Source organism: Bacteroides mediterraneensis, assembly GCF_900128455.1.
Taxonomy (GTDB): Bacteria; Bacteroidota; Bacteroidia; order Bacteroidales; family Bacteroidaceae; genus Phocaeicola; species Phocaeicola mediterraneensis.
Genome location: NZ_LT635783.1, coordinates 404,645 through 421,661, shown reverse-complemented (window position 1 = coordinate 421,661; position 17,017 = coordinate 404,645). Strand labels below are relative to the sequence as shown.

Annotated in this window: 8 protein-coding genes and 2 tRNA genes; 1 reads left to right on the top strand and 9 read right to left on the bottom strand. The window is 53.6% G+C overall.

Annotated elements, in window-relative coordinates:
- Positions 1-56 precede the first annotated feature (56 nt).
- The 4 genes from infB to BQ7480_RS01710 all read right to left on the bottom strand — a co-directional run bounded on the left by infB (position 57) and on the right by BQ7480_RS01710 (position 5,066).
- Positions 57-2,984, bottom strand: a complete 2,928-nt coding sequence (gene infB / locus BQ7480_RS01725; protein WP_072541473.1) for a translation initiation factor IF-2 — start codon at positions 2,982-2,984, stop codon at positions 57-59.
- A gap of 105 nt (positions 2,985-3,089) precedes the next feature.
- Positions 3,090-4,349 carry a transcription termination factor NusA gene (gene nusA / locus BQ7480_RS01720; RefSeq protein WP_072541472.1) on the bottom strand — a complete coding sequence of 420 codons (1,260 nt, stop codon included), beginning with the start codon at positions 4,347-4,349 and terminating at the stop codon, positions 3,090-3,092.
- Positions 4,350-4,351: 2 nt separating this feature from the next.
- The gene (gene rimP / locus BQ7480_RS01715; protein WP_072541471.1) at positions 4,352-4,819 is read right to left on the bottom strand and encodes a ribosome assembly cofactor RimP; all 468 of its coding nucleotides are present in this window, start codon (positions 4,817-4,819) and stop codon (positions 4,352-4,354) included.
- A gap of 174 nt (positions 4,820-4,993) precedes the next feature.
- Positions 4,994-5,066 (bottom strand) — tRNA-Pro (locus BQ7480_RS01710).
- A gap of 164 nt (positions 5,067-5,230) precedes the next feature.
- Here BQ7480_RS01710 and BQ7480_RS01705 point away from each other — a divergent pair.
- Positions 5,231-5,303, top strand: a tRNA-Phe gene (locus BQ7480_RS01705).
- 87 nt (positions 5,304-5,390) lie between these two features.
- On the opposite strand, the gene BQ7480_RS01700 is transcribed toward BQ7480_RS01705, so the two are convergent.
- From BQ7480_RS01700 to BQ7480_RS01675, 5 genes are all read right to left on the bottom strand, one after another.
- On the bottom strand, positions 5,391-8,597 hold the full coding sequence (locus BQ7480_RS01700) for an efflux RND transporter permease subunit (RefSeq protein WP_072541470.1): 3,207 nt from the start codon (positions 8,595-8,597) through the stop codon (positions 5,391-5,393).
- A 7-nt stretch (positions 8,598-8,604) separates the two neighbouring features.
- Complete coding sequence (locus BQ7480_RS01695) at positions 8,605-10,092, bottom strand: TolC family protein (protein WP_072541469.1); 1,488 nt, start codon at positions 10,090-10,092, stop codon at positions 8,605-8,607.
- A complete protein-coding gene (locus BQ7480_RS01685; RefSeq protein ID WP_235816622.1) occupies positions 10,073-13,936 on the bottom strand; it encodes an efflux RND transporter permease subunit in 3,864 nt (1,287 codons plus the stop codon). The genes BQ7480_RS01695 and BQ7480_RS01685 overlap by 20 nt, the downstream gene beginning before the upstream one ends.
- A 14-nt stretch (positions 13,937-13,950) precedes the next feature.
- Positions 13,951-15,027 carry an efflux RND transporter periplasmic adaptor subunit gene (locus BQ7480_RS01680; RefSeq protein WP_072541468.1) on the bottom strand — a complete coding sequence of 359 codons (1,077 nt, stop codon included), beginning with the start codon at positions 15,025-15,027 and terminating at the stop codon, positions 13,951-13,953.
- Positions 15,028-15,082: 55 nt separating this feature from the next.
- Positions 15,083-17,008: a hypothetical protein gene (locus tag BQ7480_RS01675; RefSeq protein WP_072541467.1), complete on the bottom strand. Its 1,926-nt coding sequence runs from the start codon at positions 17,006-17,008 to the stop codon at positions 15,083-15,085.
- Positions 17,009-17,017: the final 9 nt, after the last annotated feature.

The following is a 17,017-nucleotide window of genomic DNA, read 5'->3' as shown; positions in this document are numbered from 1 at the left end:
GCTCTGAATGACAAATGTATTTATTTGCACCCAAACAATGGTCAGACGCTATGTCTTTACAATGTCTGCTTTACTTCCACTTCTTCGTATGTTTCAATCACATCACCTACCTTCAAGTCGTTGCAGTTTGTCAGACTGATACCGCATTCAAAATTGGTACCCACTTCCTTCACATCGTCCTTGAAACGTTTCAGGGCATTGATTGAACCCGTAAAGATGACGATACCGTCGCGAATCAAGCGGGCCTTGTCTGTACGTTTCACCTTTCCGGTCTTTACTACCGCACCGGCTACCATACCCACCTTGCTGATGTTGAACACTTCGCGTACTTCGATGGTAGCAGTCACCTGTTCCTTCAAAGTCGGGGCCAGCATACCTTCCATGGCCGATTTCACTTCTTCAATCGCATCGTAAATAATAGAATACTTGCGGATGTCCACACCTTCCTGTTCAGCCAGTTTCGCGGCGTTTCCTGACGGACGAACCTGGAAACCTACGATAATGGCATTGGAAGCGGCAGCCAGTGACACATCCGATTCGGAAATCTGTCCCACGCCTTTGTGGATGACATTCACCTGAATCTGTTCGGTAGACAGTTTGATCAACGAATCGCTCAAGGCTTCTACAGAACCGTCCACGTCACCTTTCACAATGACATTCAGTTCGTGGAAGTCGCCCAGTGCCAGACGGCGGCCCACTTCGTCAAGGGTCAGCATCTTCTGGGTACGCAAGCCCTGTTCACGCTGCAGCTGTTCACGCTTGTTGGCAATTTCACGGGCTTCCTGTTCCGTATCCAATACATGGAATGTATCACCCGCAGCCGGCGCACCGTTCAATCCCAGAATCAGCACCGGTTCAGAAGGACCGGCCTCTTTCATACGCTGGTTACGTTCGTTGAACATCGCCTTTACCTTACCGTATGAAGTTCCGGCCAGCACAATATCGCCTACATGCAAGGTTCCGTTGGAAACCAGCACGGTAGCCACATAACCACGTCCCTTGTCCAAAGAAGATTCAATGATGGAACCTGTAGCCTTCCGGTTCGGATTAGCTTTCAAATCCAGCATTTCGGCTTCCAGCAACACTTTTTCCAGCAATTCGTGTACACCCGTACCCTTCTTTGCCGAGATATCCTGTGACTGATACTTTCCGCCCCATTCTTCCACCAGGAAGTTCATGGCAGCCAGTTCTTCCTTGATTCGGTCCGGATTGGCATTCGGTTTATCAATTTTATTGATGGCAAACACGATAGGTACACCTGCCGCCATGGCATGATTGATGGCCTCCTTGGTCTGCGGCATCACGTTGTCATCGGCAGCTACGATAATGATTACCACGTCGGTCACCTTCGCACCACGGGCACGCATGGCCGTAAAGGCTTCGTGTCCCGGCGTATCCAAGAAAGTGATACGACGTCCGTCTTCCAGTTTCACGTTATAGGCACCGATATGCTGGGTAATACCACCGGCTTCACCGGCAATTACATTCGCCTTACGGATGTAGTCCAGCAAAGAAGTCTTACCGTGGTCTACATGTCCCATCACCGTCACAATCGGTGCACGCGGCTGCAAGTCTTCTTCGGCATCGGCCTCTTCTTCTACGGCCTGTGCCACTTCGGCGCTCACATATTCTGTCTTAAATCCAAATTCTTCGGCTACCAGGTTGATGGTTTCCGCATCCAGACGCTGGTTGATAGACACCATGATACCCACGCTCATACAAGTAGAGATAACTTGCGTAACAGGTACGTCCATCATATTGGCCAGCTCGTTGGCCGTCACGAATTCCGTCAGCTTCAATACCTTGCTTTCTTCCTGTTCCAATTCTTCCTGTTCCAGCTGGCGGTTCTGGATATTCTCACGTTTTTCCTTACGGTACTTGGCAGCCTTGTTCTTTCCTTTGTTGGTCAGGCGGGCAAGCGTTTCCTTCACCTGTTTAGCTACATCCTCATCGCTGACCTCCTGTTTTACCACCGGTTTCTTGAAACGGTCCTTGTTATGCTTTCCGCCTTGTGACTGGTTCTGGTTCGACTTGCCACCCTTCTCATTGCGTGGAGCACCACCTACATTGGCCGAAGCATTGTTGATGTCTACACGTTCCTTGTTGATCCGGTTACGTTTTTTCTTTTTCGAAGCCTCATCGTTCAGGCCACCCTTGTCTGTTTTATCATCACTTTTCCGGATTTCCTTGATAATGGCATCTTTCATTTGCTTGCGCTGTTCCTGGCGCAACTTATCCTTTTCCTCTCTCTCTTTCTTCTTCTCCTCCTTCGATTTCTTCTTCGGGCGGGTTGACTGGTTCAATGCAGCCAAATCGATTTGGCCTACTACATTAATCTTTGATTTAAATTCTGTCGGGCGAATTTTAAAAACTTCGTCTTCTTTATTTTCCTGAACGGATTGTTGTTTTTTTTCTTCTTCCATCGGCGCTGATTTCAATTCTTCTGCCTTTATCTCCGGCTGTTTCGTTTCTTCTTTTTCTACTTGCTGAGGTTGCTGGGGGGTGGGAACTTCCACCGTTTCCACCTTTTCCACTTTCTCTACCTCAGGTTCTTTATTTTCAGGTTCTGGCTTAGCTGGCCCTTCCTGCGCGGCAGGAACTTCAGCAGGCTCAACCACAGCCGGTTTCTTTTTTCTCTTCAGGGTATCCAAGTCTATCTTTCCTACAGGCTTGAATTTAGGGCGCACATCATCCGGAACCACTGTCTCTATCACCTCCGTTTTTTTCAGTTCCGGGTGGATATCTTCGATAGAAACAGAAGCCTTGTTTCGGTCTTTATTTTGCCGCTCCTGAATAATTTTCTCCGACTCTATTTTCAAATCTTTGTCCTTGCTGAACTCTTTCACCAGCACAGCATACTGTTCCTCGGTAATTTTGGTATTTGGATTAGCCTCGACCGTATAGCCTTTTTTCTGCAAAAAGTCTACCACCGTGGTTATTCCGACATTCAAATCTCTTGTTACTTTATTCAATCTTATAGTCATAATTCATCACATTTTAATAGAGTTCAGGGGAAATATTATATCAGTCACAGATAAATAAGCAGACGAGAATGAAATTCATTCTCCTCTGTTTACCGCTTCAAAGCGTTATTCCTCAAACTCTGCTTTTAAAATTCTCAGGACATCGTCCACCGTATTTTCTTCAAGGTCTGCCTTTTCAATCAACATCTCACGCGGAGCATTCAATACCCCCTTCGCTGTATCGATGCCGATACCCTTGATAGCATTGATAACCCACTCATCGATTTCATCCTTGAACTCATCCAAGTAGATATCCTCGTCGGTACCTGCATCCTCGCCCAGTTCACGATATACGTCAATCGTGTATTCTGTCAGCATGCTGGCCAACTTGATGTTCAATCCGCCTTTACCAATGGCCAAAGACACTTCTTCCGGCTTCAGATAAACTTCAGCTCTCTTTTCATCCTCGTGCATAACGATGGAAGAAACTTTAGCCGGGCTCAAGGCACGCTGGATAAACAGCTGCGTATTGGATGTATAGTTAATGACATCGATATTTTCGTTACGCAGTTCACGGACGATACCATGAATACGGGAACCCTTCACACCTACACAAGCACCTACCGGATCAATCCGTTCGTCGTATGACTCTACGGCAATCTTGGCACGTTCACCCGGGATACGGGCAATTTTCTTGATGGTAATCAGCCCGTCGTTGATTTCAGGTACTTCCTGTTCGAACAAGCGCTGCAGGAACACCGGAGAAGTACGGCTCAAAATAATCTTCGGATTGTTGTTCTTGTTGTCCACACGGGCTACCACAGCACGGGCTGTTTCTCCCTTCCGGTAGAAATCGCTCGGAATCTGTTCTGTCTTCGGCAACAGCAGTTCGTTACCTTCATCGTCCAGCAACAGGATTTCCTTCTTCCATATCTGATAAACTTCCGCACTGATGACGGTACCCACTTTATCAATATATTTGTTGTACAAGCTGTCTTTTTCCAGTTCCAGAATCTTCGAAGCCAGTGTCTGGCGAAGATTCAGAATCGCGCGGCGGCCGAATTTCTCAAAAATCACTTCATCGGTCACTTCCTCACCCACCTCGTATGATGCATCAATCTTACGTGCTTCCGACAGAGCAATCTGCAGGTTGGGATTCGTCAGTTCGTCATCTGCCACCACTTCACGGTTACGCCAGATTTCAAAGTCCCCCTTATCCGGATTTACAATCACATCATAGTTTTCATCTGTACCGAACATCTTCGCAATCACGCTGCGGAATGATTCTTCCAACACGCTCACCATGGTGGTGCGGTCAATATTCTTCAACTCCTTAAATTCCGAGAATGTGTCAATCAAGCTGACTGTTTCTTCTTTTTTGGCCATAATTATTTAAAGCTAATTAAGTATTTGGTGTATTTTATCTCATCATACGTAAAAGTTACATTCTGTTCCACCAGCTTCGGACGTTTGGCTCCTTCCGGTTTTACCTTCACCTCTACCGTAAGGGTAAAGTTCTCTTCATTGGCATCCGTCAGCACGCCGGTCCATTTCTTGCCGGACTTGTCCATCACTTCGACCTCACATCCCACATGGGCCAGATACTGCTGCAGGACCTTGAACGGCTGACCGATTCCCGCAGAACCGACCTCCAGTTCGTAATCTTCTTCTTCACGACTTAATTTTGACTCGATGTAACGACTCAGTTCCACACAGTCGTCTATCCACACGCCCTCTGCGTGGTCGATTTCCACTACAATCTTGTCATCGGGGCTCACATTCACGTCGACCAGGAAATAGCTTTTGTCTGCCAGCCACTCCTCTACAATCCGAGCTACAACGTTTTTATCTATCATGTATTAACTATTAAGAACAAAAAAAGGAGCTTAATCGCCCCTCCACCTTTTTCATCCAATCACTTGCAAAGATATAAATAATCTCATGTCACACAAAATAATAACCGAATTATTTATACAGGAGAGAGTAGTATGAAAAAGCGGCAAATGATAGAAATCATCTGCCGCTTTTCGTCGGAATGAGGCGACTCGAACGCCCGACCCCTACGTCCCGAACGTAGTGCGCTACCAACTGCGCTACATTCCGATTGCAACGTTTGTTTGTCGTTTGCGGTTGCAAAGGTAGATATAATTTTAATACCTGCAAAAGAAAAACGGTTTTTTTTTCATAAAAAATTATTTTTTCTCTTTTTCGCCCCGATTATTTTGGAGATTCAAGTTTTTGACCTATCTTTGCACACGCAAAACCACGGTGCCATAGCTCAGTTGGTAGAGCAAAGGACTGAAAATCCTTGTGTCACTGGTTCGATTCCCGTTGGCACCACTTTTAACAACGAAAAATCATGAAAACCGCTGAATACAGTTATTCAGCGGTTTTTTCTTTTACAAACAATAAAACTTATATTTGATACTATTTCCTTTTTCTCCGTATGGTTTTCCGAATCGTACCCGACACACTCAATACCGGCAGATAGATAAAGATACCGATCACCGACATCACCAGTCCGCCGATGGTTCCGGCGGCCAGCGGGAACCAGAACGGGGTCTTCTCGCCTATCATGAACGGCACGAAACCGAGGATGGTCGACATCACCGTCAGGAAGATGGGAATGACCTTCACGTTCCATGCCTTGGTATAGGCCCTCAGCGGTGACAGTCCCGGAAAATTCCTGCGGATGGCATTATACTCGTTCAGGATGTAGATGCTTGCGTTCACCGTAATGCCGCACAACAGCACGAAGGAAGCGAAACCTCCCTGGTCGAAGTTCAGGCCGAACAGATAGAACGTGAGGAACACGCCGATATACGACACCGGAATCACGAAGATGATGGCCAGCGGCTGGCTCAGCGAGTTGAAGAGGATGGCCGAAATGAAGAAGATGATGGAAATGACAATCAGCAGCAGGAAATACTGGCTGTGGTCTTCCTTCCCCCAGCTCCAGTAGGCACTGTCACTCTCCACGGTATACCCCATCGGAAGGCGCTTCCGGAGGGTCTCGATGTCCTTCTCCAGCAGTTTCTTGCCCTGTTCCGACGAGCCGATGTACTCATATTGCAGGCAGAGCCTGTACTGCTGGTTCTCCTTGGCCACCTGTTTCGGGGCCTGCCCCTTCGCCAGCACGGCCAGGTCGGAGAGCTTGTACTGCTTGCCCTTCACCAGGAACGGCACCGACATGAAAGCCCATACATCATAGTCCCGGCTCTGGGCGGACGACAGCCGCAGATACTCCACGCCGTTGTCGTAAAGGATGCTGCCCGCCAGCTGGTCGCGCATGAATACCGGACGCAGCACCGCAAACAGGTCGTAGGCCGTCAGGTTCTCCTCCGCCATCCTGCGCTTGTCAAACTCCAGATAGAACTCCGTATAGTCGTCCTTCCACCACGAGAACTCCGAACTGACGGTCACCTCCTTGATGCGGCGGTGGGAAAGCAGCAGCTTCTTCATCTCCTCCGCCCAGCGGCCCAGCTCGTCGTAGTTGTAGCCGTACATCTTCACGCGGAAGCTGCCGGCACTCTCCCGCACGTCGTTGCTGAAGCCCTGGTCCTGCAATCCGTACACGCTCCAGCTTCCCCCGCCCAGGGTCAGCGACTTGCTCACCACGTCCGACTTCAGCACATAGGGAAAGCCCGTATGGCTGTACTCCTTCTTGAAGAACACCTGGATGCTCGCCCGGCGCGCATTGTACACCGATGTCTGGAACTGGCGTATCTCCTTGAACCCGCTCAGGTAGGTCTCCATCTTCTTAATCAGCACGTTCATCTGCTCCAGCGTACTGCCGTTGGGCAGGGTGGCGTTGATATACAGCACCACCTCACTCTCGTCACGGTTGAAGTAGCTACCATCGTACACCTTCTCGGCAAAGAGACGGAGAGAACCGCCCAGCACCTTGTCCACTACAGGCTTGATGTCTTCCCGGCAGGTCGTATTGTCGAAAATCTTATTATACCACTCTGCCCATGCCCCCTTCTGCTCCGCGTCCTCTATCTTCTCCGGAAGCATGAACACCGGAAGTCCGAAACCGAGCACCAGCAGAAGGAAGGCGACCGCCCGATAGCGGCTCAGCAGCACGACCATCCCCCGGTAAAAGCGGGTGAAATGCACGGCCCCCCGCTTCACCCACAGCCGCGGATGCGCCGGCTTTCCCCTTTGCAGACCGATTTTCTCTATCATCGGAGGCACGAAGAACAGGGCCACCAGCAGCGAGATGCCCAGGTTGACAATCACCACCGCCGCAAAGTCCTGCAGGTTCAGGCGTATCTTCTCGTCGAGGAAGAAGATGATGACCAGCGCCCCGATGGTGGTCAGCGTGGCCGCCAGCACCGACATGAACGCCCTCAGGTTGCGCCTTCTCAGAATATGGTCGGTCATGACGATGATGTTGTCTATCACCAGGTTCAGCGAGATGGTGATGCCCGCCAGCGAATAAAGCTGGATTTCCAGCCCCAGCGCATAATACAGGATGACGGCCACGGCAATGTTCACCGCCAGCCCGGCCACTATCAGGAAAAGATACCGCAGGTTGCGCGTAATCACCGCCACGAACAGCAACAGGATCAGCACGGTGATTCCCGTACGGAAATAAATCGTGTCCAGCTCCTTCGAGATGTATTCCGTGGCATCATAGCCCGTATGGATTTCGTATCCGGCCGGCATCACGGCCTCCGCTTCGGCTATCACCTTCCTGACCTTCTCCGCCAGGGCCAGCTGGTTGGCCGTTTCCGAGGCGGTGACGGACAGATACACCGAGTTCAGCCCGTTGATGCGGTAGTACGATGTGGGTTCCTCCTCCGTGCGCGTCACCCTGACCAGCCGGTCCAGCGGCACCATGCTCCCGTCGGCCGCCTTCACCGCAATCTCCGAAGGGACAAACCCCTCCGGACTGCCTTCGGTGGTACGCACCAGCCGTATCCATTCCGTCCCGCGGGCCGTCTCCAGCTCACAAATCCCCAGAAACTCCCGGCCGTACCTCTCCTCAATGGCGGTCAGGATATCCTGCACCCCCACCCCGATGCGCTCCAGCTGCACATTGTCGTACACGATGCGCCACTCCATGGGCGTGGCACCGCTCAGCTCCACCTTATACACTCCGTCCAATGCCGCAACCAGCGGCTTGATGTGCTCCTCGCCGTACTTCTGTATCACGATGGGCGTGGCGGGAGCGTTCAGCGTGTAGGTCATGAAAGGACGCGAGGCGTTTTCGTCGCTCCGCTGCGTGGAGATGAGCGGATAGCTCACCCCTTCAGGAAGCTGTGCCCACAACTGCCGGATAAGGGTGGACACCTCAAAGCGGGTCACCCCGATATCCGCATGGCGGTCCAGCTCCATGTCGATGCGCCCACCCCCGTTGTCGGAAGTGGAACTGATGCTACGGATGCCGTTCACCCGGGCCAGCATGCCCTCCAGACGGCTGGTGACCTCCGTCTCCACCACCCGGGCCGAATTGCCCGGCATGGAGAACGACACCGACAGCCCCGGCATGTCGCGCGAAGGCGAGAGCTTCACCGGCAGCAGAGGTGCCAGTGCCAGTCCCACCAGTGACAGGCACACGAACGTCACTATCAGGGTGAACGACGACCAGACCAGCGGCCGGCCTTCTGTTTTCTCTTTCCTGCTCATGGCCCCTTCATCTCAAACGGTTCTCAAAATCAAAACGGTCGGAAAGCGACATGCCCGTCTCAAAGTCGTGCAGCGTGAGCTTGCGGATCTTGTAGTAGTTCAGCCAGTAGTTCTGGAGCGCCTGTATGTAGTTCTTCCGCGCCTCCTGCTGGCGGTTCAGGGCCAGCGTCAGTCTGCTGATGTCCGACTTGCCGATGATGAAACGCCTGCGCGTCTGGTCGTAGGCCAGCTCCGCCAGGTCGAGCGCCTCCGAGGCGCTGGCTATCAGGTCCTGCTGCACGTTGAAGTCACTCACCGTCATCATCACGTCCTCCTCCAGGCTGATCTCTTCCTGACGGGCGGCAATCTTGACCACGTTCAGGTTGTTCCTGGCCATGTTGTACTTGCCCTTTCTCACGCCCCAGTCTACCAGCGGAATGGAAACCGTGAACGACACCAGGTCCTGCTGAAGCAGGTTCCGGTACGCCGCACTGAAGTTGTCGGCCACCTGGTTGAAGCCCACGCTGGCATTGAAGCTGGCATTGAAGCGCGACTCCTTCCTCGTGCGGTCCACCTCACGCTCCGCCTCCAGCACGTTCTGGCGCTGTTCCAGGTACGTCGGATTGTTCTCCCGCGCCAGCACCATGGCCCGGTCGGCCGGCACGTCAACATACCGCGGACGCGACGGAAGCTCCAGCTCGATGTACGCGTTGCGGTCCAGGTTCAGGAAGGTGGCCAGGGCCGACATCGCACGCTTGCGCGTTATCTCCGCATTCTTCAGCGTGTTGCGCGCGTTCACCTTGTCCAGCTTCAGCGTCAGCAGGTCGGCCTGTGAGATGGCCGCAATCTTCTGGCGCTGCTCCCCGACGGCATACAGCGTATCGGTGGTGGCCACATTGTCCCGCGCCAGCTCATAATCGGCCTGCGCCATGGCAAGGGTAAAGAAATAGCTTACCGCCTCTTCCGACACGCTCTCTGCATTGTAGAGATACTGCTTCTTCACCTTCTCGAACTTCAAAGGCTCTATCTTCCGGTCCCAGCGGAAGGCATTGAAGCCCAGCAGTTCCTGCTGGTAGCCTATACGGAAAGGGATACTGGAAAACTGCGTCGACTTCGTGTCGCCGAAGTTCCGCATGTAGTCCAGCTGCGTGTCCACATAGAACGTACCGCCCAGCAGGTCGAAGTTCTGCGCCACGCTCAGCCCCGCGCTGGCGCTCAGCATCTGCTGCTCGCGGTACACGTCGACATTCTCCTGCGAGTCGTAACGCTGCGTGATGTAGCGGTAATACTGCGCCGGGGTCATGTTCAGCGTGAGGCTCGGCAGGCGCGCCGCCTTGTAGCTGCGGTACTCCCAGTAGCCCGACAGGTACATGTTCTGATAACGGAAGGCCGACAGCGAGCTGTCGTTGGCCATCGTGATGGTCTCCTTCAAATCCAGCCGCAGCACACGCTGGGCCCTCATTCCCGCCGCGCAGAGCAGCAGCAGGAACAGTATGCTAAATCTTCTTGACTTCATGTTTTCTATAGATAAACCAGTAAATAAGAGGGATTACAAAAAGGCTGATGACGAGGCCCACCATCATGGTGCCGATCATCGCCACCGAAAGCGGACGCTGCATCTCCGAACCCAGGTCGGACGTGAAGAGCAGGGGCACCATGGCGAACACCGTGGTCAGCGTCGTCATGATGATGGCCCTCAGCCTCCGGTGACCTGCCGTATGGATGGCCTCCAGCAGCGGCATGCCTTCCCTGCGCAGCTCGTTGATGGAGTCCAGCTTCAGGATGGAGTCGTTCACCACGATACCGCAGGAAACGATGATGCCGATGGCCGACATCAGGTTCATGGTATGCCCCGTGGCCCACAGCAGCACCAGTCCGAAGGCGATGTCCATCGGAATCTCCGCCAGCACGATCAGCGGCTGCAGGAAGCTCTCAAACTGGGCGCAGAGGATGAAATACATCAGCAGCACCGAGATGAACAGGATCACCGTCAGCTCTCCCATCATCTTCCTGTTCGAGAAGAAGCTTCCGCCGAACGACACCTCCCAGCGGCTGTCACCGTCGACCGCCCTGCGTATGCCGTCCATCACCTGCGGCACATCCTTCACCTCATAGAAGTTCACCGGGATGTACTCCCCGTTGCGTCCGGCGGTGATCTCCTTCAGGTCCTCTCCGGGAACGATGCGCACCAGCTCGCGCAGCGGAATGTAGTTCCTATCTCCCGAAGCCACGTCCGTCCGGGTCTCCACCAGCGTCTCCGCCAGGATGCGGTTCACGCTCATCTCCCTTCCGGCGATGCCGATGGGCAGATACTGCTGGTACGAACGCAGGGTAGAGACCTGGTTGTCCTTCAGGGCCGTACGGAGCACCCTCACCACCTCGTCATAGTCCACATTGTACAGGAGCAGGCGGCTGCGGTCCACCTCCAGGTCCAGCTGGCTGCGGAAAGGCGTGCCCTCGGGCGCACAGCCGGTCTCCCTGGCCATGGCATCCTCTATGGCCCGCACTTCCCCCGCCTCCGGAACCGATGCGCGGTCGGCCCTGCGGAGCTGCGCCACCAGGTCGGGTTCCCCCGTGACGAAAAGTTTCTCGAAGATGGTCACCGGCGGCGAGAAAGTCACCACAGCCGCAGGGTAATCCTTCCGGACGGCCTTTTCCAGCAGTCCGGTCAGTACCGGAATCTGCTCCGGCTCAGCCGTCCGGAAATACAGTTCCGCCTCGGAAGTGGAAAGTTCGTTCTCCGTGCCCAGCAGATAGTCCTGCANGATCACCGTCAGCTCTCCCATCATCTTCCTGTTCGAGAAGAAGCTTCCGCCGAACGACACCTCCCAGCGGCTGTCACCGTCGACCGCCCTGCGTATGCCGTCCATCACCTGCGGCACATCCTTCACCTCATAGAAGTTCACCGGGATGTACTCCCCGTTGCGTCCGGCGGTGATCTCCTTCAGGTCCTCTCCGGGAACGATGCGCACCAGCTCGCGCAGCGGAATGTAGTTCCTATCTCCCGAAGCCACGTCCGTCCGGGTCTCCACCAGCGTCTCCGCCAGGATGCGGTTCACGCTCATCTCCCTTCCGGCGATGCCGATGGGCAGATACTGCTGGTACGAACGCAGGGTAGAGACCTGGTTGTCCTTCAGGGCCGTACGGAGCACCCTCACCACCTCGTCATAGTCCACATTGTACAGGAGCAGGCGGCTGCGGTCCACCTCCAGGTCCAGCTGGCTGCGGAAAGGCGTGCCCTCGGGCGCACAGCCGGTCTCCCTGGCCATGGCATCCTCTATGGCCCGCACTTCCCCCGCCTCCGGAACCGATGCGCGGTCGGCCCTGCGGAGCTGCGCCACCAGGTCGGGTTCCCCCGTGACGAAAAGTTTCTCGAAGATGGTCACCGGCGGCGAGAAAGTCACCACAGCCGCAGGGTAATCCTTCCGGACGGCCTTTTCCAGCAGTCCGGTCAGTACCGGAATCTGCTCCGGCTCAGCCGTCCGGAAATACAGTTCCGCCTCGGAAGTGGAAAGTTCGTTCTCCGTGCCCAGCAGATAGTCCTGCATGCCCACGTAGGCCGTATGCTCCACCACCAGCGAATCGGCCAGGGCCAGCATGGCGTTCACCCTGCGGTTGTTCTCGTCCACATGGATGTTCTCGTTCCATTCAATGCCCACCACCACCTCGTTCTGGTCAATCTCCGGCATACGCTCCTTGTCAATCACCATGAACATCAGCACACACAGCGGCAGCGATACGATGGCAAGAAACATGGTAACAGTCTTATGTGCAAACACCCACTCAATGCCCGCATCATAGAACCGTGTCAGCCATTCGTTCTTCAGCAGGTTCTTAAAGTTGGCGGTAAACCAGTTGTGCTTCCTGATACCCGTACGGTAGAACAGCACATACAGCACGGGCAGCAGCATGATGCCCGTAAAATACGACACCATCAGTCCCGACGTGATGGAAAACGCCTCGTCCATGAAGATGGCCCCGGCTATCCCGCTCATGAACACCAGCGGCACGAACACCGCGATGGTGGTGAGCGACGAGCTCAGCATCGGCGTGATCATCTCCGAGGTTCCCGCCACGGCCGCACGCTTCAGCGAATACCCCTTCTCACGGTACTGCGACACGTTCTCCGTCACGATGATGGCATTGTCAATCATCATGCCCACCGCCAGGATCAGTCCCGAAAGCGAGATCACGTTGAGCGAGACCCGGCAGAGGTAGAAAAAGAAGAACGTGATCACCACCGAGGCAATCATGGTGATGCCGATGACCAGCGGCGAACGCACGTCGCCGATGAAGAACACCGCCACGATGAAGATGAACAGGAAGCCCAGCGTGAAGTTCTGCTGCAGGTTCGATATGGTATAGTCCAGCAGCTCCGTCTGGTTCCGGCTGATGCTGAACTCAATGTCGGGATATATCCTTGTGAAATAGTCCGTGGTCTCCTTCAGCTCACGGCGCAGGTTGTCCATGTTCTCCTCGCCCTGCTTGATGATGGCCAGCGTCACCGCCCGCTTTCCTCCTGCCAGCGAGCGCCCCGTCTCGTTGCAGGTAACCGTCTGCACGTCGCAGATGTCCCCCAGCTGCCTCACCTGTCCGTTGCGGTTGAACCAGATCTGCCGCACGTCCTCCGGCGTACGGAGGATGGAGGCGATGCGGATGTTGTATTCATAATACCCGTCGCGCACCAGCATGCTCCCCGGCTCCACGTTGTTCGACGAGAGGATGGCCTCCAGGTCGGCAATGCCCAGGCCCAGGCTCTCCATCCTGCCCATATCCGGCACGATGCGCAGCATCTTCTGCGGCACCCCCGTCATGTCGGCCATGGCCACCTGCGGCAGCTGTTCGATGCGCCGCTTCACCACGTTCTCCGCCAGCGTGCACATCTCCAGGAAGGCATTCCCGTCCGTTTCCCGGTAAGGCACATCCTTCCTCAGCGTCATGTTCAGGTAGAACACCGGGATGTCCGTCGCGCTCGCCTTGACGGCCTTCGGCCTTGCCGCATCCCTGGGCAGGCTGTTCATGGCCGCGTCAATCTTCTCGTTCACCTCGATGAAGGCCAGGTCGGTATCCGTGCCGAAACCGAACGACAGGCGGATGATGCCCGAACCGTCGCGCGTCTCGCTCCGCATCTCGCTGAGCCCCGACACCTGCATGAGCTGCCTTCTCAAAGGAGCCACCATCGTGTTCTCCAGCTCGCGGGCCGACGAGTTCTCCCCGCTCACCTGCACGGTGATCTGCGGAATGTCTATGTCCGGAAGCAGCGATACGGGCAGCGAGAAGTAAGTCACCAGCCCCACGATGAAGCAGGCGGTGAAAGCCATGAGTACCGCTATCGGTCTTTTTATCAGAAATCTTACCATAGTACGGACATGTTTTAATGTATCACTTTTACAGGAGCCTCATGCGCAAGGTTCACGTTTCCGGTCACGATGACCTGTGCCCCTTCCTCCATGCCCTCGCCTGTCACGGTATATTCGGTCATGTTCTCCAGTCCGGTGGTCACATAGTTCCACACCGCCCTGCCGTCCTTCAGGGTAAACACCACCTGCTTGCCCGTGCGCAGCACCACCGCCGTCTTCGGCACCACAAGCTGGCCGGGAACGGAGCGTTTCACGCTTACACGCACGTTCATGCCGTCGAACAGTCTTGCACCGCCGTTCACCCTGGCCCTTACGCTCACCAGCCCGTTTTCGTCCACCAGCGGGTTGATTTCCGACACCGTACCGCTGCATGCCCCGGCTGTCCCGGCAAACAGGGCCACCTCCACCCGGTCTCCCCGCCTGACAAGCGGCAGCTCGCTCTCCAGCACCTTGAAGGCCACCTCCATGCCCCCGCTTCCTATCACGCGGCAGAAGGGCTTCGTACCGTCCGGACGGTTGAAACCCCGCGTCTCCAGATTGGCCACCACCCCGTCGAACGGTGCGGTGATCACCGCCTGCTCCAGCTCGAACTTTGCCAGCTCGTATGCCGCACGGCTCTGGCCGTAGCCGCTCTTCACCTCGGCAAGCCGTACTATGTCTTTGGGGATTTCCTGCATACGGTCCGGTGAATACCCCTGACCTATCAGCACATCCTTCATTTCCAGTTCCGACTGGCGCAGGGCTATCTCCGCCTTCTCCAGGCTGTTCTCCAGGGTGAACAGGTCGAGTTCGGCTATCTTCTGTCCTTTCTTCACCGCATCGCCGTTCTTCACATAGATGTGCGCCACCGGCTCCGATGTGAGGCGGAACGAGAGGTCGGCATACTGTGAGGCCGTCACCTTGCCGTTGCTCACCAGCTCATGGTTGAACGTGGTCCTCTTCAGCGTCATGACCGTCACCTCGTTCGCCTGTGAGGGCAGAACCGTTTCCACTCCTTCCTTTTCCTTTCCGGAAGTGTCGTCTTTCTTCTCGCCGCAGCCTGCCCACATTCCGGCGGCAAGCAGCAGCACATATACGTAGTATGTTCTCATATTAAATATATTTCCTCAATAAATATTTTTTCCCAATATGGCAAACTCAAGTGCCCTATATGAAATCAGAATTAAACCATTGTCTGTTATTCCTGTAGATAAATACCTGTTCTTCATTTCCTTTGGTCTTGTCACGCAACCATAGCAAAGCATTCTTCGGTGCAGAGAATGTGATGTTCTTGCCGGAAGCAGTCCTCGTTCCCAAAGATTTCCATCCGTTCACACCGTCATTGTACAACAGCTCATAGACATCCCCCTTCCATACATAATTATCATCGGTTCTCGGGATGTAATACACCTTCTCTATCCGTGACGGTCTGTCAAGTTCAAATACCAGTGGAGAAGAGACCGTACCGGTTTTACGATATAAGTGCGACAATATATTGCCATCTGTCACATTTTCAATATAAGGCAAATCTGTGACCGGACTGAGTTTTATTTCCCTTTCCATCTCAGAATCATCATACATTCTAAGTTCAGCAATCTGTGTCAGTCCAAAAGGCGGAACATACCTTACATATTTGACAGGAACATGACAACTGCTTTCAAATATTCCGAATGTATAATCAATGGTATCTTTTATTTCGGCTATCAGCTTAGGATTGCCAAAGTCAACATTTACATCACCTTCTATACGTGCCCCAATCTGTGAGTATCCCCAGGCTGCCACTCTTGGTATCAATGCCATTTTCCTGCTGAGCACCACCTTTTCTTGGTTTACTGTATCGGGCACAAACTCCTCCACATGCCCGTCTCTGCAAAGCATGAAAGGATATCCTGCGGGATGTACGTTGGAATCTAAAGTAACAGGCATATAGATTATAGATGGCTCGATATTCCTGAAACAGACCCTATTGCCACTTTTACGTATCCCTTCGCCTATAACCTTCCATCCACCGGTAGAAAAGACGGCCAGTCCTACCGGCGAATTCACATTAGCAGACAGCCCGACCACTGCCTCATTTTCGCCGAAATATCCGGACGTAACATCCTTCCAGTACTTCCCTTCCATACCTCCGGTATTCCAACCGGCTGCATTGCAGGTTTCCTCCCTCTCTTTCTGCATGGCAAAACAGTAGCGGAAAACCTTTCCTTTCTTACGTCCGTCACTCTGGGTATTGTTGCGTAAGGGGTCAATCCCATCATAGCCGAACTGGATATATTTTCCTGTGGTATCGCGTACTACGTTCCATTCGTGCGAATAGCGGTAATCGGGAGAGTATGGCATAAAATCGGCGGCTACAGGTATGCCGCACGAACGCATGGCATACTGTATCAGGTCGCTGTTTTCCCTGCAATAGCCTATTCTTGTATGAAAAAGATGGTCTGCGTCATGGTGTGGAACATTCCAGTCCACACAATACCTGCAGTCCTGTCTTGCCAGCTCATCATTTATGATCTTACATGCCTCAAGCACATCGCTGCCTGTATACAGTGAATCCAATAAACTGCCGTAATACGACCTGTACAGCGTGCGCCATTCCGTCAGTCTCTCATTGCCTATACGATAAGGAAGTATAAGCTCACAGAAATCTTCAAACGGCAGTGTGCGGTTCCACGGCCTTTCCTCCCATTCCCTGAATGACATCTCTATATTACGGATAAGATAGTCCGATGTAATCACCCTTGCATCATAAACCTTTTCAAGCGTGTGGAAGTCAAACCCGTGCCACATCCTGTCCGATTCTCTCAATGTGCCTGCCAGCTGCCTTTCCAGAAGAGCATGAAGGGTATCCAGCTGCCATCCGTCGTATGAATACCACCGTGGCATGTTCTCTATCAGGAAACATGCCGCACGGTATTTCATAGTGTCTCCTTTATAATGCTCAAGAACCTTTTCAAGTTCCACTCTGTTCTTTCCCGCAAACTCCAGGGCATATTCCAGCCTGTCCGGTCTGCTTATGCATCCTGACATCAGAAACAGAACCACCGCACCTTGAAATACGAGCAGTCTTAATCTATTCACATCCAGCTTACTCATAAAAGACAT